At 56.1% G+C, this 24,490-nt stretch carries 19 protein-coding genes and 3 tRNA genes; 10 read left to right on the forward strand and 12 right to left on the reverse strand.

The window, feature by feature from the left end; translation table 11 throughout:
- The first annotated feature begins 25 nt into the window (after positions 1 to 25).
- A tRNA-Asn gene (locus ACWHWP_RS14965) sits at positions 26 to 101 on the forward strand.
- A gap of 134 nt (positions 102 to 235) precedes the next feature.
- Here ACWHWP_RS14965 and ldtA read toward each other — a convergent pair.
- The 3 genes from ldtA to ACWHWP_RS14980 all read right to left on the reverse strand — a co-directional run bounded on the left by ldtA (position 236) and on the right by ACWHWP_RS14980 (position 4,368).
- Positions 236 to 1,132 (reverse strand): L,D-transpeptidase, encoded by an 897-nt coding sequence (ldtA, locus tag ACWHWP_RS14970; protein WP_063957614.1) that lies wholly within the window; start codon positions 1,130 to 1,132, stop codon positions 236 to 238.
- A gap of 63 nt (positions 1,133 to 1,195) precedes the next feature.
- Positions 1,196 to 3,889, reverse strand: coding sequence for a cation-transporting P-type ATPase (locus tag ACWHWP_RS14975; RefSeq protein ID WP_447855914.1), 2,694 nt, complete (start codon positions 3,887 to 3,889; stop codon positions 1,196 to 1,198).
- Positions 3,890 to 3,936: 47 nt separating this feature from the next.
- Entirely contained in the window at positions 3,937 to 4,368 is a 432-nt protein-coding gene (locus ACWHWP_RS14980; protein ID WP_063432480.1) for a universal stress protein, read from the reverse strand.
- Between the two features lie 396 nt (positions 4,369 to 4,764).
- On the opposite strand from ACWHWP_RS14980, the gene ACWHWP_RS14985 reads away from it, so the two are divergent.
- From ACWHWP_RS14985 to ACWHWP_RS14995, 3 genes are read left to right on the forward strand one after another with little or no spacing between them, the layout of a single operon-like run.
- On the forward strand, positions 4,765 to 5,850 hold the full coding sequence (locus ACWHWP_RS14985; RefSeq protein ID WP_447855916.1) for an efflux RND transporter periplasmic adaptor subunit: 1,086 nt from the start codon (positions 4,765 to 4,767) through the stop codon (positions 5,848 to 5,850).
- Positions 5,850 to 8,912: an efflux RND transporter permease subunit gene (locus ACWHWP_RS14990; protein WP_447855917.1), complete on the forward strand. Its 3,063-nt coding sequence runs from the start codon at positions 5,850 to 5,852 to the stop codon at positions 8,910 to 8,912. The genes ACWHWP_RS14985 and ACWHWP_RS14990 overlap by 1 nt, the downstream gene beginning before the upstream one ends.
- Positions 8,909 to 9,874 (forward strand): acyltransferase, encoded by a 966-nt coding sequence (locus ACWHWP_RS14995; RefSeq protein ID WP_447855919.1) that lies wholly within the window; start codon positions 8,909 to 8,911, stop codon positions 9,872 to 9,874. Before ACWHWP_RS14990 ends, ACWHWP_RS14995 begins: the two co-directional genes overlap by 4 nt.
- On the opposite strand, the gene pagP is transcribed toward ACWHWP_RS14995, so the two are convergent.
- A complete protein-coding gene (gene pagP, locus ACWHWP_RS15000; RefSeq protein ID WP_447855921.1) occupies positions 9,871 to 10,446 on the reverse strand; it encodes a lipid IV(A) palmitoyltransferase PagP in 576 nt (191 codons plus the stop codon). The two genes, ACWHWP_RS14995 and pagP, sit on opposite strands and share 4 nt — an antisense overlap.
- A 256-nt stretch (positions 10,447 to 10,702) precedes the next feature.
- Between pagP and shiA the strand changes: the two genes are divergently transcribed.
- The 3 genes from shiA to ACWHWP_RS15015 all read left to right on the forward strand — a co-directional run bounded on the left by shiA (position 10,703) and on the right by ACWHWP_RS15015 (position 15,332).
- Positions 10,703 to 12,019, forward strand: a complete 1,317-nt coding sequence (shiA, locus tag ACWHWP_RS15005; RefSeq protein ID WP_059310263.1) for a shikimate transporter — start codon at positions 10,703 to 10,705, stop codon at positions 12,017 to 12,019.
- A 73-nt stretch (positions 12,020 to 12,092) separates the two neighbouring features.
- Positions 12,093 to 13,547 (forward strand): AMP nucleosidase, encoded by a 1,455-nt coding sequence (locus ACWHWP_RS15010; RefSeq protein WP_447855923.1) that lies wholly within the window; start codon positions 12,093 to 12,095, stop codon positions 13,545 to 13,547.
- An 18-nt stretch (positions 13,548 to 13,565) separates the two neighbouring features.
- Positions 13,566 to 15,332 carry an aminopeptidase P family protein gene (locus ACWHWP_RS15015; RefSeq protein ID WP_447855924.1) on the forward strand — a complete coding sequence of 589 codons (1,767 nt, stop codon included), beginning with the start codon at positions 13,566 to 13,568 and terminating at the stop codon, positions 15,330 to 15,332.
- A 142-nt stretch (positions 15,333 to 15,474) separates the two neighbouring features.
- Here ACWHWP_RS15015 and ACWHWP_RS15020 read toward each other — a convergent pair.
- Positions 15,475 to 15,550: transfer RNA gene (locus ACWHWP_RS15020), tRNA-Asn, on the reverse strand.
- 103 nt (positions 15,551 to 15,653) lie between these two features.
- Positions 15,654 to 17,108, reverse strand: coding sequence for a multidrug efflux MATE transporter EmmdR (gene emmdR / locus ACWHWP_RS15025; RefSeq protein ID WP_123138894.1), 1,455 nt, complete (start codon positions 17,106 to 17,108; stop codon positions 15,654 to 15,656).
- A 161-nt stretch (positions 17,109 to 17,269) separates the two neighbouring features.
- Here emmdR and ACWHWP_RS15030 point away from each other — a divergent pair.
- Positions 17,270 to 17,345, forward strand: a tRNA-Asn gene (locus tag ACWHWP_RS15030).
- Positions 17,346 to 17,398: 53 nt separating this feature from the next.
- Positions 17,399 to 17,734 (forward strand): gamma-glutamylcyclotransferase family protein, encoded by a 336-nt coding sequence (locus ACWHWP_RS15035; protein ID WP_047346450.1) that lies wholly within the window; start codon positions 17,399 to 17,401, stop codon positions 17,732 to 17,734.
- A gap of 47 nt (positions 17,735 to 17,781) precedes the next feature.
- Here the strand turns inward: ACWHWP_RS15035 and ACWHWP_RS15040 are convergent, their stop codons facing one another.
- From ACWHWP_RS15040 to dacD, 4 genes are all read right to left on the reverse strand, one after another.
- Positions 17,782 to 18,117 (reverse strand): DUF496 family protein, encoded by a 336-nt coding sequence (locus ACWHWP_RS15040; RefSeq protein WP_008499467.1) that lies wholly within the window; start codon positions 18,115 to 18,117, stop codon positions 17,782 to 17,784.
- A 147-nt stretch (positions 18,118 to 18,264) separates the two neighbouring features.
- The gene (locus tag ACWHWP_RS15045; protein WP_063957622.1) at positions 18,265 to 19,323 is read right to left on the reverse strand and encodes an FUSC family protein; all 1,059 of its coding nucleotides are present in this window, start codon (positions 19,321 to 19,323) and stop codon (positions 18,265 to 18,267) included.
- A 92-nt stretch (positions 19,324 to 19,415) separates the two neighbouring features.
- Positions 19,416 to 19,889 carry a DNA gyrase inhibitor SbmC gene (gene sbmC / locus ACWHWP_RS15050; RefSeq protein WP_063957623.1) on the reverse strand — a complete coding sequence of 158 codons (474 nt, stop codon included), beginning with the start codon at positions 19,887 to 19,889 and terminating at the stop codon, positions 19,416 to 19,418.
- A gap of 119 nt (positions 19,890 to 20,008) precedes the next feature.
- Positions 20,009 to 21,175 carry a serine-type D-Ala-D-Ala carboxypeptidase DacD gene (gene dacD, locus ACWHWP_RS15055; protein ID WP_045887846.1) on the reverse strand — a complete coding sequence of 389 codons (1,167 nt, stop codon included), beginning with the start codon at positions 21,173 to 21,175 and terminating at the stop codon, positions 20,009 to 20,011.
- Between the two features lie 198 nt (positions 21,176 to 21,373).
- Here dacD and sbcB point away from each other — a divergent pair, with 198 nt between their 5' ends.
- A complete protein-coding gene (sbcB, locus tag ACWHWP_RS15060; protein ID WP_415270342.1) occupies positions 21,374 to 22,810 on the forward strand; it encodes an exodeoxyribonuclease I in 1,437 nt (478 codons plus the stop codon).
- A gap of 100 nt (positions 22,811 to 22,910) precedes the next feature.
- Here the strand turns inward: sbcB and plaP are convergent, their stop codons facing one another.
- Both plaP and yoeI read right to left on the reverse strand, forming a co-directional pair.
- A complete protein-coding gene (plaP, locus tag ACWHWP_RS15065; RefSeq protein ID WP_447855925.1) occupies positions 22,911 to 24,269 on the reverse strand; it encodes a putrescine/proton symporter PlaP in 1,359 nt (452 codons plus the stop codon).
- On the reverse strand, positions 24,259 to 24,321 hold the full coding sequence (gene yoeI / locus ACWHWP_RS15070; RefSeq protein ID WP_417063699.1) for a membrane protein YoeI: 63 nt from the start codon (positions 24,319 to 24,321) through the stop codon (positions 24,259 to 24,261). The genes plaP and yoeI overlap by 11 nt, the downstream gene beginning before the upstream one ends.
- Positions 24,322 to 24,490: the final 169 nt, after the last annotated feature.

The raw sequence follows: 24,490 nt of genomic DNA on the forward strand, positions 1-24,490 counted from the left end.
ATAATATGCGCCCCGTTCACACGATTCCTCTGTAGTTCAGTCGGTAGAACGGCGGACTGTTAATCCGTATGTCACTGGTTCGAGTCCAGTCAGAGGAGCCAAATTTGAAAAGCCTGCTTTTAAAGCAGGCTTTTTGCTTTTCTGCGGCGGGTAAAATTGTCGGGTGCCGGCTTCGCCTTACCCGACCTACGGGACTGTAGGCCCGGTAAGCGCAGCGCCACCGGGCTAAACGAACTCATTGACTGAGCTTCACCGGCATCCCCGACCGCCGCTCCAGTTCGGCTCCCGCTCCCTCGTTTACCAACTGTGTCCGCTGCGCGGCTGAAATTGGCAGTGGTACCTTATTGGTTGATTCAAATTCCGCACGGTTACGTGACAGCGGCTCATGCACCTCCACCCAGCGGCTACCGTCCGGCTCGGTGGTGGTTTTCACGGGCCGATCGATAAGCTGCACGCGGGTTCCAACAGGGACATTATCGAAAAGGTATTTGATGTCGTTATTACGCAGACGAATACAGCCCTGGCTCACCCGCAGCCCGATGCCGAAATTCGAGTTTGTGCCGTGAATGGCGTACAGCCTGCCGATATAGATCGCATACAGCCCCATCGGGTTATCTGGCCCGGCGGGCACGAATGCCGGCAGCGTTTTCCCCTCTGCCGCATAGGCGCGGCGCGTATTGGGCGTTGGCGACCAGGTGGGTCCCTCCTGCTTGCGCTCAACCGCCGTCACCCAGTTACGCGGCGTTTCACGCCCGGCCTGGCCGATGCCGATGGGCAGCACTTCAACGGTGTTACCGCCGGGCGGATAGTAGTAAAGGCGCATTTCCGCCGCATTCACGATAATGCCTTCCCGGACGGTGTCAGGCAAAATCAGCTGCTGGGGAATGACCAGCCGGGTACCGGATTTGGGCAAAAAAGGATCCACGCCCGGGTTAGCTTCCAGCATATTGCTTAGCCCCTGCCCGTAGCGCGCGGCAAAGGCTTCAAGAGGCAGCGTGTTGCCTTCAGGAACCTTGATGATAATCGGGGTTCCCACCAGACGACTGCCTTCCGGCGGTAGAGGATAGGTTACGGCAAACGCACCGGGAACAGCGGCACACAGCGTAAGGACGAACCAGACAAGTCGAATCATAGTTTCCTGTGCTCAAAAAAAAGAGAAAGCCTGGGCTCAGGCAGGCTTTCTCAGTTTACGCTATCACGCCTCGGTTTTGCGCCACCTGCGCGTCAGTACTTTTTCCGCCTCGACAATAAGGAACATCACAAAACCAATAAGCAGGGTGATGACCCAATAGCGGAACGGCAGCGCCTCGGTGCCAAACAGCATCTGCATGAAGGGTGCGTAAATAATAAGAAGCTGTAGCGCCAGCAGTACGCCGCTCACGATCCAAATCCCTTTGTTCGCCAGCAGGCCTTTGCTCAGCGAAAAGCCGTCATTCACGCGGCAGTTGAGCATGTAGAACCACTGCGCAGTGACCAGGGTTTGCAGCAGCACGGTGCGGATAAATTCCGCCGAATAGCCACGCGGCTGTAGCCAGGCTTCCAGCACGAAGGCGCTAATGGCAATCATCAGACCAACAAACACCACGCGCCAGATGGCATAGCCGTCCATCACATGAAGATTCGCCTTACGCGGAGGCCGGTTCATGATGTCCTTCTCACCCGCTTCAAACGCCAGGCCAAACGACAGCGTTGCCGACGTCGCCATGTTCATCCACAGGATCAGGACCGGCGTTAGCGGGATCAGGTTCCCCGCCAGCAGCGCGATGATGATCAGCAGGGCCTGCGCGATGTTGCTGGGGATAACGAACAGAATGGTTTTTTTCAGGTTATCGTAAACCCGACGCCCCTCGTGCACCGCACTGGCAATGGTGGCAAAGTTGTCATCCGTTAATACCATGTCGGCGGCTTCCTTGGTGACTTCCGTCCCCTTAATCCCCATGGCAATACCCACATCCGCCCGCTTGAGCGCCGGGGCATCATTTACGCCATCCCCGGTCATGCCCACGACTTCCTGTTTACTTTGAAGGGCCTGCACAAGGCGGAACTTATCCTCCGGGCTGGTACGGGCGAAAATATCGTACTGCTGCGCGGCGTCGCTCAGCTGACGATCGTCCATCGCCTCCAGCTCACGTCCGGTGATAGCGCTTGCGGCGTTACCAATCCCCAGCATTTGCCCAATGCTCATTGCCGTTTGCGGATGGTCGCCGGTGATCATTTTCACGCGGATCCCGGCCTGCAGACAGTCGGCAATGGCGGTAATGGCCTCCGGACGCGGCGGATCCATCATTCCTGCAATACCCAGCAGGATCACGCCATCATGCAGGTCCGGGTGATCCAGCTCGCGTTGTCCCTCGTGGGCAGGTTTCCAGGCCGCCGCCACCATACGCAAGCCTTCCCGGGCATACTCCTCAATCTTCCCTTCCCAGTAAGGCTGATCGAACGGCTCCAGTCCGTCATTCGTCTGCTGGTACTGGCAGAGGCGGAACAGGACGTCCGGTGCGCCGGTGATTAAAATCACCTCTTCATTGCCCAACCGGTACAACGTGGACATGTATTTATACTGCGAATCAAACGGGATTTTACTGCGCATTTCGGTATCGAGCGGTGGGAGCGAAATTTTCGCCGCCAGCACCTTCAGTGCACCCTCGGTGGGTCCCCCGGTGATTTTCCACAGCCCCTGCTCGTCTTTGATCAGCTGGCTGTCATTACAGAGGTCGATGGTGCGCAGGTAGCGCTCCAGCAGGGAACCCTGCGTCACGCTGACGGGCGTCGGGTCATCTACGGGGTGAATATTCCCCACCGGTTCGTAGCTGTCACCCTCCACGCGGTAGGTCGCGTCAGCGGTAATCACCGCTTTGACCGTCATTTCATTCATCGTCAGGGTGCCGGTTTTATCCGAGCAGATGACCGTCATCGCCCCCAGCGTTTCCACCGTGGGCAGCTTGCGAATGATGGCCTTGCGACGCGCCATGGCCTGTACGCCAAGTGAAAGGATGATGGAAATGATGGCCGGCAGGCCTTCCGGCACGGCGGCAACGGCGAGGCTGATAAGCGACAGCACCAGTTCAGAAACCGGCATATCCCGGAACAGGAGACTAAAGACAAACAGCGCCACCATCATCACCAGGATGGTGATGAAGATGGTCTTACCGAGCTTATCCATCTGCACCATCAGCGGCGTGCGGTGCTTTTCAATGTCGGACATCATCTGATTGATGTGACCCAACTCGGTCTCGCCCCCGGTTGCCACCACCACGCCTTTACCGCCGCCGGAGCTGACGGTGGTGCCTGAGTAGAGCAGATTATACCGGTCACCTAAAGGCAGTTCCCCGCTTAACGCATCGCTGTTTTTCTCAACAACGGTGGATTCGCCGGTCAGGATGGCCTCCTCCACGCGAAGATTATGCGCTTCAATCACGCGCAGATCCGCAGGGATACGATCCCCGGCGCGGATCACCACGATATCACCCGGGACGAGCGCCGTGGTGGGGATCGTTTCATGTTTCCCCTGCCGTACCACCACGGCTTCGCTGGAGAGCATATTGCGAATACTCTGCAAGGATTTTTCAGCATTGCTCTCCTGGATATGGCCAATCAGCGCGTTAATGATGGCAACCCCAAGGATCACAAACATGTCTACCCAGTGGCCCATAAAGAGCTTAAGCAACGCGGCCACCAGCAGAACGTAAATCAATACGTCGTTAAAATGCGCCAGGAAGCGCAGCCAGGCCGGTTTGCCCTTTTTTTGCGGTAACGCATTCTCACCATGCTGCTGAAGTCGGGCTGATGCCTCAGTGCCGCTAAGGCCTTCCAGGGTGGAGTGGATATTCGACAGGGTTTCGTCAACGGTTTGTTGATAATACGGACGTTCAGGTTTTCCTGTTTTCATCGTTCCTTCCTCAGGTTCTATTCAGAAATCACCTTGCTTCTCTGTAATTAACGAATAACGAAAACAGGAACATGTGCGTAACGAACAATACTTGCCGCCTCCGATCCTAACAAATGGGTTTGAATATTTGGATTTCGAGAGCCGACAATAATTGCACCGGCAGCCAGTTCATCCGCCAGCTTAATAACCTCATCACGAACGTTCCCGCTACGGACATGGAGATGAACACGCTCTTCTGGCAGATTCAATTTTTTGACCAGGTCAGACAGTTTTTCTTTCGAATTATTAATCATATATTCATCCATTTTGCGCGCATCTGAAATAAAACCACGCGTCAGTTCGGCTGAAAATTTGGGCATGACGTGCAGCAAATGAATGTCACCCGACGCGCTTTGCGCCAGAAACCGTGCATGCTGCAACGCTTTATCCGCCAGACCTGTCTCGTAGACATCCACCGGAACGAGAATGTTTTTATACATATCGAGCATCCTTTTTATAACCAACACGAGAGTGAATGAAGCAAAAAACGCATTAAATGCAGGGGGTTGCCCTTAATGCCAGTTACGATAAAAAGAGATGAATAATATTAAACGTAGCACAGGAATATCAGGTTTAGCGCTTCCCCACTGATAATGGTTATTTAACATTTATCTTTTCGCCGACTATGCTCATAGTCAGACACCGCTTCCGGCTCATGGAGGAATGTATGTATGGTTTAAGCCTGATCCGCCTGGGTATGTTTATTGCGCTTGCCATTATCGCCAGCACGGCGATTGGTTTATTTACCTATATGGTCGTCACTGTTCTGGCAGAATAGTGTCACCCCCTGTCCAGGTTATGGAATAAATAAAACAGTTATTTATTAGGGGAATACAGTGAACCGCTACCTCTCTCTTTTACCGTTCGTTTTGTTAACGCTCACGGCATGCGATCCGAAACCCAAGCAAGCCTCTCCCCTGCCCAGAATGGTAAAAGTGGCGGAGGTGACGGCTCCGGGTCACGCCCAGCAGCGCGTTTTTCCCGCCCGCATTGAATCGGGCGATGCCACAGACCTTTCCTTCAAGCGCGCCGGTCAAATTGAAACGCTTGATGTACGTCAGGGCGCTGCCATCAAGCAGGGGCAACAGCTTGCCAGACTGAATGCCCGTGAAGCCCAGCAGCGGGTAAATGACAGACAAACGGCGGCGACGCTGGCCCAGAGGCAGTTCGACCGCTTCCAGACGCTGGCAGGACGACAGGCCATTTCAAAAGCCGAGATGGACGTGCAGCGTGCGAACCGCGATTCGGCGAATGCGGCGCTGCAGATTGCCCGGGAAGAGCTAAATCAGATGACGCTCGTTGCGCCCTTTAGCGGGACGGCGGCCAGCGTGCACGTGCGAAACCATCAGGTGGTGTCCGCCGGTCAGCCCATCGCGACGTTAACCCGTACCGATCTGCTGGACGTGGTGTTCAGCATTCCTGAAAACCTGTTTAAGACCTTTGATATTCGCAACGCGCAGTACCGCCCCGTGGTGAAAATTAACGCCCTTCCGGATCGGGAATTTACCGCCGTCTACAAAGAGCATTCGGGCAGCAGCGACAGCAATACCCTGACCTGGCAAGTGATACTCACCATGCCGCGACCCGATGATTTTCCCGCCGTCGGTGGCGTAAGCGGTACGGTGACCATTAATTTAACCAATCTCCCGGCTGGCGCAGGCGCTCAGGCGCTCGTCGTACCGGTTGAGGCAGTCTTTAACCCGGACAACAGCCCGCGCAATGAGCCGCACGTCTGGGTCGTAACGGGAGAAGGCGACACGCTCCATCTTGAAGACCGCAAGGTCAGCGTGGGGCAAGTGAGTACCGAAGGCGTGGTAATCACCAGCGGGCTTAAGGCGGGCGAGCGCGTGGTGGCCGCAGGCGTTGGGGAGCTCCACGCTAACCAGCCAGTGCGTATCTGGACGCGTGAACGGGGACTGTAATGGATATCTCTCGTCAATTTATTAATAACCCTGTTCGCGTCTGGCTAACGATTCTGCTGCTGGGCATCGGCGGTATTTTCGCCCTGTTGAATATCGGCAGGCTGGAAGATCCCGCCTTTACCATCAAAACCGCCGTGGTGGTCACCCACTATCCCGGCGCATCCGCTCAGCAGGTTGAAGAGGAGGTTACGCTGCCGCTGGAGAATGCCCTTCAGCAGCTGCCTTATCTGGACAACGTGAGCTCCATCTCGTCAAACGGTCTGTCGCAAATCACCGTTAACATCGCTTCACGCTATCACTCGAACGAACTGCCGCAGATTTGGGATGAACTTCGCCGCCGCGTGGGCGATGCCTCGCGTCAGTTTCCGCCCGGCGTCATCGCGCCCTTTGTGAATGACGATTTCGGCGACGTGTTCGGCTTCTTCTTCGCCATTTCCGGAGATGAATTCAGTAATCCTGAACTGGTGAGATATGCGGAGCAGCTGCGCCGCGCGTTGATTCTGGTCCCCGGCGTCGCGAAGGTTGCCATCGGCGGGGCCATTAGCCAGCAGGTCAACATCGATATCTCCCTGACTAAAATGGCCGCGCGCGGCATTACGCTGAACCAGCTTTCCGCCCTGCTCAGCAGGCTTAACGTCGTTTCCAGCGCCGGAGAAATCACCTCCGGCACCGAATCCATTCGCCTGCACCCGACCGGTGAATTCGAGAATCTTGATGAACTGGCGGATATCATCATCACGCCTTCCGGCACCGGTGCGGCGACGCGCCTGCGGGATATCGCCACGCTGTCTCGCGGGCTGAACGAATCGCCAGCCAGTATCTACCATGCCAACGGCAAAAAAGCCGTCACCATGGGCGTCTCGTTTATTCCCGGCGTGAACGTAATCGACGTGGGCCACGCGCTGGAGGCGAAGCTAAACCAGATGTCGGCGGAAAAACCGGCAGGCATACAAATAGACCTGTTTTACGATCAGGCAGCCGAAGTGGGCCACTCTGTTAACGGTTTTATTATTAACTTCCTGATGGCGCTGGCGATTGTCATCGGCGTGCTGCTGATCTTTATGGGCGTACGCAGCGGGATCATCATTGCGTTTTCGCTCGCGCTCAACGTGCTCGGCACGCTGCTGATTATGTATCTGTGGGGCATTGAGCTGCAGCGCATCTCGCTCGGGGCGCTGATTATCGCCCTCAGCATGCTGGTGGATAACGCCATCGTGATTGTCGAAGGGGTGTTGATTGCCCGACAGCAGGGCTCGCCTCTGCTGGCCGCTGTGAACTACATCATCCGCCGCTCCGCCCTGCCGCTGCTGGGGGCGACGGTGATTGCCATACTGGCGTTTGCCCCTATCGGGCTGTCGCAGGATTCCACCGGGGAATACTGTAAATCACTCTTCCAGGTGCTGCTGATTTCCCTGATGCTGAGCTGGTTTTCGGCGCTCACCCTCACCCCGGTGCTGATTAAGTGGTGGTTGTTTAAAAACGACAACACCCCCGATAAAACCGATGAGTCAGATCCTTACGATAAACGACTCTACCGCCTCTACCAGCGCCTGCTTAACACGCTGCTGCACCATAAGGCATCGACGCTCATTGTGATGGCTGCGCTGCTGGCAGCGTCCGTCTGGGGTTTTGGCGCCGTACGGCAAAACTTTTTCCCGTCGTCTAATACGCCGATTTTCTTTGTCGACCTCTGGCTACCCTACGGCACCGATATTAAATGGACCGAGAAAATGACCGGCGATATCGAAAAAACCATTAACGGCCAGCCGGGCGTGGAAACCACCGTCTCAACCATTGGTCAGGGAAGTATGCGCTTTATTCTGACCTACAGCGGACAGCGGCAGTACAGCAACTACGCGCAGATCATGGTGCGCATGGACGACCAGCGCAACATCTCCGCCCTGACGCGCCACGTGGACGAGTACATCGCGCGAAACTATCCGCAGGTCAACGCCAGCACCAAGCGCGTGATGTTTGGCCCCTCCGGCGACAGCGCCATTGAGGTACGCATTAAAGGTCCCGATCCTGACCGGCTGCGCCTGATTGCCAGCCAGGTGGACGACATCCTCACCCGCGACCCGGCCACGGGCAGCGTCAGGAACGACTGGCAAAACCGCAGCAAGGTGATCCGCCCACAGTACGTTGCCGCCCTGGGCCGCGAGCTTGGCGTAGATAAACAGGACGTCGACAACGCGCTGGAGATGAATTTCTCCGGCAGCCGGGCGGGGTTGTATCGGGAAGGCAGTGACCTGCTGCCCGTGGTGGTGAGGCCCCCTGAAAGCGAACGGCTGGACGCCAATCACCTGAACAACGTGCTGGTGTGGAGCCAGACGCGGCAGCAGTATATCCCGCTGAGTAACGTCGTCAGCCGCTTTTCGCTGGAGTGGGAAGATCCGCTCATCCTTCGACGCGACCGCTCGCGGGTTCTGACGGTTCAGACGGACCCGGACCCGCTAAGCCAGCAAACCTCCGGCGATATTCTCGCCCGCGTGAAGCCGCAGGTAGATGCCCTTCCCCTGCCACACGGCTACAGCATTGAGTGGGGAGGCGACGCGGAAAACTCCAGCGAAGCGCAGCAAGGGCTGTTCACTACGCTACCTGTCGGGTATCTGGTGATGTTTGTCATTACGGTGCTGATGTTTAGCTCGGTGAAAAATGCCGTCGCCATCTGGCTGACCGTACCGCTGGCGCTGATTGGCGTCACGCCGGGATTTTTAATTACCGGCATTCCCTTTGGCTTTATGGCGCTGATTGGCCTGCTGAGCCTGAGCGGAATGCTCATCCGCAACGGCATCGTGCTGGTGGAAGAGATCGAACAGCAGAAAACGCAAAAGGATCAGCACAGCGCGATCGTTTATGCCGCCACCTCGCGCCTGCGCCCCATCCTGCTCACCGCGTTCACTACCGTACTTGGCCTGGCTCCGCTGCTGCTGGACGTTTTCTTCCAGAGCATGGCCGTTGTGATTATGTTTGGACTTGGGTTTGCTACAATCCTGACGCTACTGGTACTCCCGGTGATCTATGCGTGTTTCCATCGTAAGGACGAAGCCAAACAACAATGAATGCGACAGGGCTGAATATTATCAAGACGCTGGGCTGTATGACGGCGGTCACCTTCTTCACTATCTACAATACCTGGGATCATTATGATTACGACTATCACTGGATCCTTGGGCTTTTAACCTTTATTTCGACCATCGCCACGCCGCTTTTTTTTGTGGTTGCGGGCTATCTCGACGGACAATCCCGGCACGGCACCCGCTGGCAGTTGGGTAAGATTAAAAGTCTGATAATTGTTTTTCTGTTCTGGATAACGATCTACTACCTGTGGGAGCCTTACCAGCGCGGGTATTTAATCCAGCCCTGGTTCGTGTTCGCCTTTGTCGTGATTTACACCTTCCACCCGGCGGTGGAGTGGCTTAGCCAGCGGCGAGCGCTATTCTGCGGGGCGATTGCCGCCCTGCTGCTCTTTTCCTACGGATACGATCTGCTATCGGCGCTTTATCCTGAAACGCACGTCCTTTCGCTTTCACCGCAGTATCGGTTGTGGACATGGCTGCTGTTTTATCTGACGGGGCAACTCTTCTGCGACCCGAAAATCGCCGAGTGGATTAGCCGCAAAAATGTCGTCAGGGCGGCGGTTATCGCCATCCCGTTTATTTATCTCTTCACCTGGTTTTACGAACGCCACTTCTTTTTTGCCCTGTTCAAGGCCGACAGAAACGCCTTTATTCTTACCGGCTCGCAAATCTACATTCTGATTATTGCGCTGGTGATTGCGGCGAACGGGGTGCGCTTTCGCCGCAATGCTGAGTTTAAGGAGTCAGTGCTGGCCGCCATCAGCAAAACAATGACCGGCGTGTATATTGTCCACTACTCGGTGTTTCACCTGCTGACGGCGCTGATCCCGGTGACCTCTCTCGGTATGAAGCTGGCGCTGATTGTGCTCACTTTCGTCACCTCGGTGCTCTTCTCCATGCTGGTATTGTCCAACGCCGTGGCAAAAAAAGTGATCACCCTTTAAAAGCCTAAGCGCATCCAGGCAAAGAGCACGTTACCGTTGTTATAGGTTCCTGGAATATAGGTGAACTGGACGGTAACGCGCTTATAGCCGGCTGAAAACAGCGGGAAGATGAACGGTAGCGGCACGTAGTTGGCAAAATCATCTCGCGCCGTGATGCCCGCTGCGGCACCGAGCCCAAGGCGGAAATCTTTGGCATTATCCAGATACCAGCCCTTCTCCCAGCCATAGCCCATCGCGGGCTGCCATTCGTTGTGCGAGTCCTTGAACATCATCGCGAAGAGCGCGCTCCAGTTGCCCTCTTCGTTATAGCGGGAAACGCCCAGCCCGCCGCCCCACGGCATTTCGTTGTAATTGTCCGTTTTTTCTTTGTCGTACATAAAGCGAGCGTGCCAGCTAAGGAACGGCAGGTACAAATCGTAACGTTGCGGCTCTTCCCAGGTCTGGGATATATCCTCCGTCAGCGCATTCCACCAGCCGCTAATACGCTGTTCTCCATAGACTTTCGGCTCGGCATGAAGCGGTGCGGCGAATAAAAACAGGACAATCCAGATGGCCGAAAAGTTACGTTGCATCGTTTTTCCCTCAGCTTAAGTCACGCAGCGGTATCTATTACTGTAATCCATTCAGCACTAACCGGAGCCAAACAGACTGATTTATCTCGAGGCAGGGTAAGATGAAATTTATTTATTCAGCGCCTTCCGGAAAGATAAAAACGTTTTCTCAGGCGTTTTGTCGCGGTAGTCTCATAGGTTCCGTTTATATGACGGACGCAACGTGAGTGACCTTTTCTTATACCAATAATTAAAAATCAGTACAGACAGGACAACTATGGACTCCACCCTCATCTCCGAACGTCCCAACGAGGAGACATCTTCGCTCAATCGTGCCCGCCGCGCAGCCTTAGGCAGCTTCGCGGGTGCCGTCGTCGACTGGTATGATTTTCTGCTCTACGGCATTACCGCCGCCCTGGTCTTTAACCGCGAGTTCTTTCCGCAGGTCAGCCCCGCGATGGGCACGCTCGCCGCGTTTGCCACCTTCGGCGTTGGCTTTCTGTTTCGCCCGCTGGGCGGTGTGATCTTCGGCCACTTCGGTGACCGCCTCGGCCGCAAACGCATGCTGATGCTCACCGTCTGGATGATGGGGATCGCCACCGCGCTGATTGGCATTCTCCCTTCGTTTTCCGCGATTGGCTGGTGGGCGCCGGTATTGCTGGTCACGCTGCGCGCCATCCAGGGTTTCGCCGTGGGCGGCGAATGGGGCGGCGCGGCGCTGCTGTCCGTAGAGAGCGCGCCGAAGCACCGGAAAGCCTTTTACAGCAGCGGCGTGCAGGTTGGCTATGGCGTGGGTCTGCTCCTGTCCACCGGGCTGGTCTCCTTAATCAGCCAGCTCACCACCGACGAGCAGTTCCTGAGCTGGGGCTGGCGCATTCCGTTCATCTTCAGCATCGTGCTGGTCATTGCCGCGCTGTGGATCCGTAACGGGATGGAAGAGTCCGCTGAATTCGAACAGCAGCAGCAGGAAAAGCCGGCCGCCAAAAAACGGTTGCCGGTGATGGAAGCCCTGGTTCAGCACCCTGGCGCTTTTCTGAAAATTATCGCCCTGCGCCTGTGCGAACTGCTGACGATGTATATCGTCACCGCGTTTGCGCTGAACTATTCGACGCAGAACCTCGGCCTGCCGCGCGAATTGTTCCTCAATATCGGCCTGGTGGTCGGGGGGATCAGTTGCCTGACAATCCCCTGCTTCGCCTGGCTGGCGGACCGGTTTGGCCGCCGTCGCGTCTACATTACCGGGGCGCTGGTGGGAACCCTCAGCGCGTGGCCATTCTTTATGGCGCTGGAGGCGCAGTCGATCTTCTGGATTGTCTTCTTCGCCATCATGCTCGCGAACATCGCTCACGATATGGTGGTCTGCGTCCAGCAGCCGATGTTTACCGAACTGTTCGGCGCCAGCTACCGCTACAGCGGCGCAGGGGTGGGTTACCAGGTCGCAAGCGTTGTCGGCGGCGGGTTTACGCCGTTTATTGCCGCCGCGCTGGTGACCTTCTCCGGCGGAAACTGGCACAGCGTGGCCATTTATCTGCTGGCCGGCTGCCTGCTGTCGGCGGCGACGGCGCTATTGATGAAAGAGACGAGCCACCGCTGATCTCACTTTTGTTTCACAGGCGTGTGACATACTATCGGGTAGAGTCGCACACCTGTGGAACAAGGAGACAGAGATGAATAATAAGGGCTCCAGCCTGACCCCGGCTCAGGCGCTGGAAAAACTCGACGCGCTGTATGAACAGTCCGTCAATGCGCTGCGCAGCGCCATTAGCGAGTATATCGAAACAGGGAAACTCCCCGACGAAAAGGCCAGAATCGCGGGCCTTTTTGTTTATCCATCGCTCTCTGTAACCTGGGACGGCAGCGCTAGCACCACGCCGAAAACCCGCGCCTACGCGCGTTTTACCCACTCCGGCTGCTACAGCACCACCGTCACCCGCCCTGCACTGTTCCGCCCTTATCTTGAAGAACAGCTCACGCTGCTGTACCAGGACTACGGTGCGCATATAGCCGTTGAGCCCTCACAGCATGAAATCCCGTATCCCTACGTGATTGACGGCTCGGCGTTAACGCTTGACCGCTCCATGAGCGCGGGACTGACCCGCCACTTCCCGACGACTGAACTTTCGCAGATTGGCGATGAGACGGCTGACGGGATTTATCACCCGGCAGAATTTTCTCCCCTGTCGCATTTTGATGCCCGCCGGGTCGATTTCTCCCTGGCACGTCTGCGCCACTACACCGGTACGCCAGCCGAACATTTCCAGCCCTTCGTGCTCTTTACCAACTACACCCGCTACGTCGACGAGTTTGTCCGCTGGGGCTGTAGCCAGATCCTTGACCCGGAGAGCCCTTACATCGCGCTGTCCTGTGCGGGCGGGATCTGGATCACCGCGGAGACCGAAGCGCCCGAGCAGGCCATTTCCGACCTGGCGTGGAAAAAACACCAGATGCCCGCCTGGCACCTGATCACCGCCGACGGTCAGGGCATCACGTTGATCAACATTGGCGTGGGACCGTCGAATGCGAAAACCATCTGCGACCATCTGGCGGTACTGCGCCCGGACGTGTGGCTGATGATTGGCCACTGCGGCGGCCTGCGCGAAAGTCAGCTGATTGGCGATTACGTTCTCGCCCACGCCTACCTGCGCGACGACCACGTGCTTGACGCCGTACTGCCGCCGGATATCCCAATCCCGAGCATCGCCGAAGTGCAGCGCGCGCTGTATGACGCCACCAAAGAGGTCAGTGGCATGCCGGGTGAAGAGGTTAAACAGCGCCTGCGCACCGGTACGGTCGTCACGACGGATGACCGCAACTGGGAGCTGCGCTACTCCGCCTCCGCGCTGCGGTTCAACCTGAGCCGCGCGGTGGCGATTGATATGGAGAGCGCCACCATCGCCGCGCAGGGCTATCGCTTCCGCGTCCCCTACGGCACGCTGCTGTGCGTCTCCGATAAGCCGCTGCACGGCGAAATTAAGCTGCCGGGCCAGGCCAACCGCTTCTATGAGGGGGCTATCTCAGAGCATCTGCAAATTGGCATTCGCGCCATCGACCTGCTGCGGGCGGAAGGCGACAAGCTGCATTCCCGCAAGCTGCGCACCTTTAACGAGCCGCCGTTCCGCTAATCACGATAAGGATAAAGAATGTACAGCACATCACCGCTCTCTGCCCTGCGCCAGTGGCTTGAAGCCAATAACCTCGACGGGATGATCGTCCCGCGCGCCGATGCCTGGCAGAGCGAATACTGCGCGTCCTACGACGAAAAGCTGGCCTGGCTGACGGGCTTTGACGGTTCGGCCGGCGTGGCGCTGGTGCTGCAGGATAGAGCGCTGCTGTTCGTCGATGGCCGCTATCAGGTTCAGGCGCGCGTGCAGGTCAATACGGATGAGGTTGAGATCCACCACCTGCATAACGAGCCGCTGGCGCAATGGCTGGCGGAAAACGTTGAGGTAGGGACACGCATCGGCTTTGAGGCGCTGCTGATGACCCATTCGGAGTTTGAGCAGCTCTCCACCACACCGTGCGAGCTGGTGCCACTGAGTCAGTCTCCTTTTGATACCCTGTGGACTGACCGCCCTGCCGCGCCGGCGGGGCTGATTCGTGAAATGCCGGTTGAGCTGAGCGGCGAAAGCAGCGCAGACAAACGCCAGCGCGCTGCCGCCGTGCTGGCGGCGAACAATGCCGATTATCTGGCCGTTACCCTGCCGGATAACATCGCCTGGCTCCTGAACGTGCGGGGCGCGGATATCCCTTACAGCCCGGTCCCGCTCTCCTTTGTCCTGCTTGGCCGTGACGGTCACGTTGAGTGGTTTGTTAACGACAACAAGCTCAGCGCCCTGCCAGACGCGGTGCGCAGTGCGTTCACCATTGCGCCGCAGGACGCCTTTATCGAACGTTGCCAGCAGATTGCTGAAGGTAAGCGGGTGATGGTGGATGCCGACTCCGCGCCGGTAGCCCTGCGCTTCGCCATTGAACCACGGGGAGAAATTGTCTGGCGGACCGACCCTATTACCCTGATGAAGGCAACTAAAAACTCGGTCGAACTTGCGGGTTACCGCGAGTGTCATCACCAGGACGGTGCCGCGTGGGTCAACTTCCTCGCCTGGCTAAGCCGTGAAGTGCCGCTGCGCGAGGCGGCAGGACAACCGCTGACTGAGCTGGACGCGCAGGCGCAGCAGCTCGCGTTCCGCAAACAGCAGCCGGGGTTTATCGAGCAGAGTTTTGCCACTATCTCCGCCTCCTCCAGCAATGCGGCGATGTGCCATTACCATTCCAGCGAGGCCAGCAACAAGCCTATCGGCCATGACCATTTTTACCTGAACGATTCCGGAGGTCAGTATGCTAATGGCACCACCGATGCCACGCGCACGCTGGCATGGGGTCAGGTCGATCCGCAGCAGCGCCTGCACTACACCGCCGTGCTGAGAGGTTTCCTATCACTCATTACCCTGCAGTTTCCTTCCGGAACTCAGGGGCATCAGCTGGACGCTTTTGCGCGTCGTCCGCTGTGGGAGATGGGGCTGGATTACGATCACGGTACGGGGCACGGCGTGGGGCATCAGCTTTTGATCCATGAAAACCCGCATCGTATTGCCAAAAAGGTCAACCCGTGGCCGCTGGTGGCGGGCAATATCATGACTATCGAGCCGGGATATTATCTGGGCGATAGCCACGGTATTCGCATTGAAAACCAGGTGGAGATTGTGGAGAGCCGTCCGGGGTTTTGTAGATTTGCCTCGCTGACGCTGATCCCTGTCGACTTAACTCAGGTTGAGCTGCATCTATTGAGCGAGCAGGAGAAAAAGTGGCTGGATGCGTATCACCGGCAGGTACGTGAGGCGCTGTTGCCGCTGGTGAATAGTGAAGCGCGTGCGTGGCTCGAGGAGGCGACGGCGCCGATTCGTGTGTAATTTCGTGCGGTCTGGTGCCTGGTGGCGCTTCGCTTACCGGGCCTACATGTCCTGTAGGTCGGGTAAGGCGAAGCCGCCACCCGACAATTTTACCCGCCGCAGAAAAGCAAAAAGCCTGCTTTAAAAGCAGGCTTTTCAAATTTGGCTCCTCTGACTGGACTCGAACCAGTGACATACGGATTAACAGTCCGCCGTTCTACCGACTGAACTACAGAGGAATCGTGTGAACGGGGCGCATATTATCGATGCTCCCCCATGATGTCAAAGGCAGAATGCATATTTCCGATCGTTTGCCGAATAATTCTCCATTTCGCGCAATTGTCAGGCATTTTTCCGCGGATATTTCCACAGCCAGCGCCCGCTGACCATACGCCAGTAGAACAGCGCGCCCCGCACGGCCCAGTCAAGGAACATCCCCAGCCAGACGCCGATAACGCCCCATCCGAGCATCACCCCGAGCGTATACCCCGCGACAACGCGACAACCCCACATGCCGAGCATTGATACCCACATCGCAAAGCGGGCATCGCGCGCGCCTTTCAGCCCGGCGGGCAGAACCCATGAGGCCGCCCAGATGGGCATAAAGGCCGCGTTGAGCCAGATGAGGATCTTAACGACCTCTTTAACATCATCTTCGTGGGTATAGAACGAGGCCATCAGCCCGGCAAACGGCGCGGTGCCCCAGGCGATCAGGGTCAGCCCAATGGTTGATAGCCAGAACACGTGCCGCAGCTGCCGCTCCGCCTGCCCTATTTGCCCTTTCCCGAGCCGCTTACCCGTGATGATGGTCGAGGCCGAACCCAGCGCGTTACCCGGCAGGTTAATCAGCGAGGCGATGGAAAAGGCGATGAAGTTACCGGCGATAACGTCGGTCCCCATCCCGGCGACAAACATCTGCGTGAGCAGCTTCCCGCCGTTAAACAGCACCGATTCAATACTCGCGGGAATGCCGATCCCCATCACTTCCCAGATAATGGCGAAATTAAAGGGGCGGAAATAGCTTTTCAGCGTAAGGCGCAGCGAAGGCGTGATCCCCGCCATCAGCACCCCGATGATGGCCACCGCGCCGATATAGCGTGAAATGGTTAACCCCAGTCCGGCACCGACGAACCCCAGCCCTTCCCAGGAGAACACGCCGTAGATCAGGACGCTGCTGATGATGATATTCAGGATATTCATCCCGCCGTTGATCAGCAGCGGGATTTTGGTGTTGCCCGCCCCGCGGAGCGCACCGCTGCCAATCAGCGCAATGGCCGCCGCCGGATAGCTTAAGACGGTCATTTCCAGGTAGGTCAGCGCCAGGTCTTTAACCTCATTAGTGGCTTCCCCGGCGACAAAGTCGATAATCTCTTTACCGAAATAGTGGATCACCGCCGCCAGAACGATCGAAAAAATGGTCATGATCATCAGCGACTGACGGGCCGCCTCGCGCGCGCGCTTGGGGTCAAGCTTGCCGAGGCTAAAGGCCACCACCACCGTCGTCCCGAGGTCTATGGCGGCAAAGAACGAGATCACCACCATATTAAAGCTGTCCGCCAGCCCGACCCCGGCCATCGCCTCTTTCCCCAGCCAGCTCACCAGGAAGGTACTCAGAACCCCCATCAGCAGAACGCAGGTATTTTCCAGAAAGATAGGCACAGCAAGAGGGGTGATTTCACGCCAGAACAGAACACGATAGCTTTTACGTTTTGCATACCATGGCGTGCGCGTTATCGCCTGGCGTAAGGAGGCAGTGACGTTCAAAATGGACCTTAGAGAGAAAAGTTGAAACTCCATTTCAAATGATGGGGGACAAATGCTCATCCTGCAAAGTATTTTCCAGAAAAAGATGTGTGGATTTACAACAAACTGACGACAGAATCAGCAATCGGTCGATTTTCTCTAAGATCAGGTTTGACAAAACTTTTTTCGCCGCTAAGATAAGCCTCCACAACGATTCCTCTGTAGTTCAGTCGGTAGAACGGCGGACTGTTAATCCGTATGTCACTGGTTCGAGTCCAGTCAGAGGAGCCAAATTTAAAAAGCCTGCTTTTAAAGCAGGCTTTTTGCTTTGCGGGTGAGGGAAAATGAACGCTCTGTTTGTCTACGGCACGCTGCGTCCGGGCCACTCTAATGCGCATATTCTTGAAAACATTGGCGGTGAATGGCTGGCCGGCTTCGTATCCGGCACGTTTTACGAACGAGGCTGGGGCGCTGCGGCAGACTTCCCGGGGATTGTGCTCCACCCTGACGGGCCCCGCGTCGAAGGCTATCTGTTTATCTCTGATAACCTTGCCGCACACTGGCAAATGCTCGATGAATTTGAAGACGGCTACGATCGGGTTGAGGTCACGGTAACCACCCTCGAAGGCAAACAGGTTAATGCCTGGATTTATCAGCTACAGCCGCGTTCTGAATCATAAAAAAAGGCTCTCTGTCACCAGAGAGCCTTTTTCACTATTCGCTGCGATTATTCGCTTTTTGCTTCGCCGTTCTTGATTTCGCCCATCACTTTCAGCTTCTTAGAGATGTCACGACGCTCTTTGGACAGCTCAGCGTTTTTGATGATGTAGTCATCAACGCGGTCTTCATAGTCGCTCTTCATGCTGGCGATGATGCCCTGAATAGCTTCAACGCTCATTCCTGGCTTGATGTAGTCGCTCAGGTTGTCGAGCAGCAGAACACGCTTCTGGTTGTCACGGATCTTCTTCTCAACGTCCTGGATTTCACGCTGCAGTTTGTTTTTGCGGCGGAACAGGCGGACGAATTCCAGAACATCCTGGAACGAAGGCTTGGTAGTTTCCATTTTTACACCCCTGATAATGTGAGATTCGGATTCGTTAAGGCAACCGTTGTAACAGACAGCGGCTGCGAATGACAATGAGTATATCGTTTAAATCTATCATAACCCCAATTGCTGCTGAATCGAAGCAGCAGGCGTCACATACGCCTTTTATTTGCGCAGCGCCCGGCAAATAAGATGCGATAGCAGCTCAAGCTGACGCGCCAGTTCCATACTCAGCCAGACATAGCCGTGAATAGGCGTTTCTGCCACGTTATCGCCCTGGCGTTCATTGATTAACTGCTTCAGCTCCGCAACGATCTCATTCAGCCGCTCGCTGTTCGCCAGTATCGGCTGCGGGTTACCTTCATAGAGCGCGTGTGCGATGGTCAACAGCGTTTGCTGCGTCATCTGCTGGGTCTCTTTGAGGGTCTGCGCGTTAAGCATCAGCAGATGGCTGGGGCGCGAGGCCCAGTGCGCGTTGATCTGCAGTTCAAGCATGCAGACCAGGTTGCGGCTTACCGTCTGGATGGCTTCGAAAATTGCTTTCTGAATATGGGTTTCTTTGCTGGCGGGGGTGATCAGGCCGCGCATTTTAACCACGTCGTTGAGGATCGTTTGCAGATGCTTTTCCAGCCGGGGACGCTCAACCAGGTTGGGAGAAAAACCGGCCTGATAGACGCGGTTAAACGCGGTAACGTAGTTGGCCATCTGAATGCGCCAGTGCAGAAAAGCACGCTGCGGCCAGATACCGGTAAAGAGCATGGCCAGCAGTGACCCCAGAATGACATCCCCGCTTCGCCACAGCGCGGTGGTCATATCTCCGGCGGGCGCACCAACCACCACCGCGAGAGTAATCCCAATCAGCAGCGCCTGATACGGTCTTTTGCCCAATGCCAGCCAGCCGCACAGGAACATAGCGGCACCGCACCATGCCAGCATAACTGGAAACGATATAAGCTCCAGCTTCAGGGCGATAAGCCCAAGCGCCGAGCCTAAAACGGTCCCGCCAATCCGCTCGAAGGCGCGCGGAACAACGTTTCCCCAAAACGAGATGGGCCCCATCACCACCACCAGCGTGATCAGCGGCCACGTCCCTTCCGGAACATCCAGCAAGCGGACCAGGACAAACGTCAACACGAACGCCAGCGCGATGCGACATCCATGCACCACGCGGTAGTGTTTGTACAAGCGAATTTCAAAAGGAGTTAATGATTTGTCGGGACGCACACCCGCTCTCCAGCTACACGGCAAATCACAATTGTACTGTGTTTTCAGCCGGGCGGATCGCTTCCGGCTGAAAAACCCTTCATTTAGCAGGCTTAAACCTTTTTATGCTCTACTGCGATATACATTTCGATATCCCAGAAGCCGTCTGCATTGCCGTCGTTGAGATAGCGCTCGAAGCAGGGCTTAAGCGCCATCTGGTACTTATTGTCCTGCAGGAGGGAATTAAAGAACTGATACCAAGGCGTGGCGAAGTCGTAGTTTTCCACGCGCGCCGTCGCCACGGCATAATCCCCGGCCGCGATTTCCGTCATCATGACGCCTTCGCTGTTTTCCGGGATAACGAAATCATCCGGTACCGTGACGGCCGTGTCGCAGCGCAGTTTTTCTGCCGGGACCTCATCCGGGTTATCGTAGTAGACCGCAACCCACTCCAGTGGCTCAATGTGACGCCCGTCGACCCACATCACCAGCTGTTCAAAACCCTGTTTTACCGTGTGTTCCCACGGCCCGACCAAATGAAAACCGGCAATCTTACGTTTCTGTTGCTGCTTAATGCTGTAGTCCATGCTGCCTCCATTTATCACTGTATATTTATACACTATAAAGCGGATCGTGGCCTATCGGCAAACGTGAAGTGTTTATTATGTGAGCAGACTCGCAACCCTGCCAGTCTGCTCAGCAGCAGTTAAAGCGTGTGGTGCAGATAGTCGCTCATGCGGGAGAACAGGCCGCCTTTATCAACGGCTTCCAGCGTCACCAGCGGCCAGTGGGCTACCACCTTGTCGCGGTCATAGAGCTGGATCTCACCGACCCGCTGATGCGCGGCAATTGGCGCTTCCAGCTCTTTTTTATCCAGCACGTATTTGGCTTTGATATTCGGCACTTCCGCTTTCGGCAGGGCCAGCCAGAAGTCCTGGTCGGTGCCCAGCTTCACCTGCTCCTTATCGCCGTACCAGATACGCTCTGTCCCCACTTTTTTACCGTTGTGCAGGATCTGCACCGTATCGAAATTCTGCTGCCCCCAGTGCAGGAGTTTCCGGGCCTGGTCCTCGCGCCCTTTCGGGCTGTCCGCCCCCATTACCACCGCAATCAAGCGACGCTGGCCGTCAACGGCGGACGCAATCAGGTTAAAGCCTGCCCCCGAGGTATGCCCCGTTTTAAGACCGTCCACGTTCATGGTTTTATCCCACAGCAGGCCGTTGCGGTTTTGCTGGGTGATCCCATTCCAGGTGAGGCTCTTTTCGCTGTACATATGGTAAAACTCAGGCTCGCCGTGAATGATGGCCCGGGAGAGTACGGCCAGGTCATAGGCAGAGCTGTGCTGGCCCGGCGCGTCCAGGCCGTGGACGGTTTCAAAGTGCGTATCGCGCAGGTTCAGCTTTTGCACATAGTCGTTCATCATCTTCACAAACTGCGGCTGGCCGCCCGCCACGTGATCTGCCAGCGCCACGCAGGCATCGTTACCGGAATCGACAATCAGACCGCGGCTCAGATCGCGCACGGAGACGCGATCGCCCTCTTTCAGGAACATCAGCGACGAACCGTCAAAAACCGGGTTGCCTTTTGCCCAGGCATCACGTCCTACGGTGACAATGTCGTCCGGCGTAATGCGATGGCTATCAATGGCCCGATCCACCACATAGCCCGTCATCAGCTTGGTCAGGCTCGCCGGATTACGTTGTTGATGTTCGTTGCCCGCCGTTAAGATCTGACCAGTCGTGTAATCCATCAGCACCCAGGAGCCAGCCTGAATGGCCGGAGGCTGCGGCGAAAAATCCAGCGGTTCGGCCGCAAAAGCAGATGAGACACTCGAAGCGAGTAAAGAAACAGCAATAAACAGACGGCGTTTCAACGGTATATCCTCAGGTCATTAAAAATCGATGACCTTTTTACGGGAGTTCTGATGTCGTTACCTGGCTTAATTGCAAAAAAATGTGACAGGACGCAGATTTTCCGCTGAAGCTGCCGCGCAAATTTGTGTCACAACGGTGCTTTTTATTCGGTCTGGCCCGCGCGATCGTTTACCATAGTCACGTCATTTTTTAACAGGATGGTATTACTGGTGTCTGACTCTGCCGCACGCCCGACTTTTTTGTTCCACGACTACGAAACCTTTGGCACTCACCCGGCGCTGGACCGACCGGCGCAGTTTGCCGCCATCCGCACCGACGACGAATTCAACATCATTGGCGAGCCTGAGGTCTTCTACTGTAAGCCCGCTGATGACTACCTGCCGCAGCCGGGCGCGGTCATGGTCACCGGGATCACGCCGCAGGAAGCGCGGGAAAAAGGCCTTAGCGAGGCGGAGTTCGCCCGCCGCATCCACGATCTGTTCACCGTCCCCCATACCTGCGTGGTCGGTTACAACAACATCCGTTTCGATGACGAAGTGACGCGCAACATCTTTTATCGCAACTTCTACGATCCCTACGCCTGGAGCTGGCAGAACCGCAATTCGCGCTGGGATTTACTCGACATCATGCGCGCCTGCTATGCCCTGCGTCCTGAAGGCATCAACTGGCCGGAAAATGAGGAAGGGCTGACGAGCTTCCGGCTGGAGCACCTGACGCGCGCCAACGGTATAGAGCACAGCAATGCCCACGACGCGATGGCGGACGTCTATGCCACCATTGCCATGGCGAGGCTGGTGAAAAGCGCGCAGCCAAGGCTGTTTGAGTATCTGCTGAGCCACCGCAGCAAGCAGAAATTGACCACGCTGATTGACGTGCCGCAGATGAAGCCGCTGGTGCATATTTCCGGCATGTTTGGCGCCTGGCGCGGCAATACCAGCTGGGTCGCACCGCTGGCGTGGCATCCGGACAACCGTAATGCGGTCATCATGGTGGATTTAGCCGGCGACATTTCGCCGCTGCTGGAGCTCGACAGCGATACCCTGCGCGAGCGGCTTTACACCCCGAAAAATGAACTCGGCGATCTGCCTGCGGTGCCGGTCAAACTGGTGCATATCAATAAATGCCCGGTACTGGCGCAGGCGAATACGCTGCGCCCGGAAGATGCCGACAGGCTGGGCATTAACCGACAGCACTGCCTTGATAACCTGAAAGTACTGCGTGAAAACCCGCAGGTGCGTGAGAAAGTGGTCGCCATCTTTGCCGAAGCCGAGCCGTTCGTGCCGTCAGAAAACGTGGATGCCCAGCTGTACAACGGGTTCTTCAGCGATGCCGATCGCGCGGCCATGAATATCGTGCTGCAAACCGAGCCGCGTAACTTACCGGCGCTGGATATCACTTTCGCCGATAAACGCATCGAAAAACTGATGTTTAATTACCGCGCGCGTAACTACCCCGGCACGCTGGATGAAGCAGAGCAGGAACGCTGGCTGCAGCATCGTCGCAACGTGTTTACGCCAGAGTATCTGCACAACTACGCACAGGAGCTGGAGATGCTTTACGGTCAATACGAAGGGAACGAAGAGAAGCAGGCGCTGCTGAAAGCGTTATTCAAGTACGCGCAAGAGATAGTCTGAGTGATGAATATAAAAAAGCCGGAGGCGATGTCTCCGGCTTTTTTTTGTCCCCTACGGGGTTTGTAGGTCGGGTAAGGCGTAGCCGCCACCCGACACAGTATTACGCAACGTCTTCGTACTGAGGAACCGGGTTACGGAAGCTCTTCGTGACGCAGGCCAGGTAAACCAGGCCGATTGCCGCCCAAATCAGACCAAGCACCATAGAGCTCTCTTCCAGGTTAACCCACAGCGCGCCCACGGTCAGGGCACCGCACATCGGCAGGAACAGATACTGGAAGTGATCTTTCAGCGTCTTGTTACGCTTTTCGCGGATCCAGAACTGAGAGATAACCGACAGGTTAACAAAGGTGAACGCTACCAGCGCACCGAAGTTAATCAGCGCTGTTGCCATCACCAGGTCAAAGTTAATCGCCAGAAGCGCAATTGCACCGACCAGGATGATGTTCATCGCCGGCGTGCGCCACGTTGGGTGAACGTAGCCGAAGAAGCTTTTCGGGAATACGCCATCACGGCCCATGACGTACATCAGACGCGCAACGCCTGCATGCGCAGCCATACCGGACGCCAGTACAGTGATGGTGGAGAAGATCAGCGCGCCAACCTGGAACGCTTTACCCGCCACATAGAGCATAATTTCCGGCTGAGACGCATCCGGATCCTTGAAGCGAGAGATATCCGGGAAGTACAGCTGCAGGAAATAGGTCGAGAAAATAAAGATCAGACCGCCAATCAGCGCCGTCAGGAAAATAGCACGCGGAATGACGCGCTCTGCATCCTTGGTTTCCTCAGACAGGTTGCTGATCCCGTCAAAACCGGTAAAGGAGAAGCAGAGAATAGTTGCCCCGGTAATCATCGGGATCACGTGTGCATCACCAGACCAGAACGGCTTGCTGCTCGCCAGGGTGCCAGCGCCTTCGCCGTGGAACACGCCGTAGATCACCATGCCAAGAATAACGGCAATCAGGACAACCTGAAGCACAACGATAACGGAGTTAAAGTTGGCAACGGATTTGATGCTGCGCAGGTTAAAGGCCGTCATAAAGGCCACCAGCGCCACGACGAACATCCAGGATGGAATCGACGGCACCAGGGCTTCAAAATAAATTTTTGCCAGCAGAATGTTGATCATCGGTGCGAACAGGTAGTCGAGCAGCGATGACCAGCCCACCATAAAGCCAACTGTCGGGCTGATGGATTTCTGGGCGTAGGTGTAGGCGGAACCGGCAGACGGATAGCGACGCACCAGTTTACCGTAGCTGAGCGCGGTAAAGAGGATTGCAATCAGCGCGAAGGCGTAAGCCGTCGGCACATGACCGTCCGTGAGGCCTGATACGATACCGAATGTATCGAACAGCGTCATTGGTTGCATATAGGCCAGGCCCATCATAACAACCGGAATCAACGTAAGCGTTTTACGTAATTCCACGCGAGAGGTGTTTGGAGTTGCGTTAAGCGACATAGTTATTCTCCTTTACGGTGATAACCGCCACGTAAGCTAAAAATTGCCCCATTTCTTTCTTCCTCAGCGACAACAACTGTCGGATTTTAGTAAATATCTATCCGGTACGAAGCCCGGCCTCTTGGTTTTTAGTTTCGTTTCGTACATGCAAAAAAAAATAACCGACGCCTTTTATATCGTCGATTATTCATTTGGTTGCAGCGGCGGCATTTTGCCCCACA

This window comes from Enterobacter sp. WI-ESBL-E8 (assembly GCF_053364895.1).

Bases quoted from the DNA above. Each gene is read 5' to 3' on its own strand.
- ldtA (WP_063957614.1), bottom strand. From the start codon at position 1,132: ATGATTCGACTTGTCTGGTTCGTCCTTACGCTGTGTGCCGCTGTTCCC.
- ACWHWP_RS14975 (WP_447855914.1), bottom strand. From the start codon at position 3,889: ATGAAAACAGGAAAACCTGAACGTCCGTATTATCAACAAACCGTTGAC.
- ACWHWP_RS14980 (WP_063432480.1), bottom strand. From the start codon at position 4,368: ATGTATAAAAACATTCTCGTTCCGGTGGATGTCTACGAGACAGGTCTG.
- ACWHWP_RS14990 (WP_447855917.1), top strand. From the start codon at position 5,850: ATGGATATCTCTCGTCAATTTATTAATAACCCTGTTCGCGTCTGGCTA.
- ACWHWP_RS14995 (WP_447855919.1), top strand. From the start codon at position 8,909: ATGAATGCGACAGGGCTGAATATTATCAAGACGCTGGGCTGTATGACG.
- pagP (WP_447855921.1), bottom strand. From the start codon at position 10,446: ATGCAACGTAACTTTTCGGCCATCTGGATTGTCCTGTTTTTATTCGCC.
- shiA (WP_059310263.1), top strand. From the start codon at position 10,703: ATGGACTCCACCCTCATCTCCGAACGTCCCAACGAGGAGACATCTTCG.
- ACWHWP_RS15010 (WP_447855923.1), top strand. From the start codon at position 12,093: ATGAATAATAAGGGCTCCAGCCTGACCCCGGCTCAGGCGCTGGAAAAA.
- ACWHWP_RS15015 (WP_447855924.1), top strand. From the start codon at position 13,566: ATGTACAGCACATCACCGCTCTCTGCCCTGCGCCAGTGGCTTGAAGCC.
- emmdR (WP_123138894.1), bottom strand. From the start codon at position 17,108: ATGGAGTTTCAACTTTTCTCTCTAAGGTCCATTTTGAACGTCACTGCC.
- ACWHWP_RS15035 (WP_047346450.1), top strand. From the start codon at position 17,399: ATGAACGCTCTGTTTGTCTACGGCACGCTGCGTCCGGGCCACTCTAAT.
- ACWHWP_RS15040 (WP_008499467.1), bottom strand. From the start codon at position 18,117: ATGGAAACTACCAAGCCTTCGTTCCAGGATGTTCTGGAATTCGTCCGC.
- sbmC (WP_063957623.1), bottom strand. From the start codon at position 19,889: ATGGACTACAGCATTAAGCAGCAACAGAAACGTAAGATTGCCGGTTTT.
- sbcB (WP_415270342.1), top strand. From the start codon at position 21,374: ATGGTATTACTGGTGTCTGACTCTGCCGCACGCCCGACTTTTTTGTTC.
- plaP (WP_447855925.1), bottom strand. From the start codon at position 24,269: ATGTCGCTTAACGCAACTCCAAACACCTCTCGCGTGGAATTACGTAAA.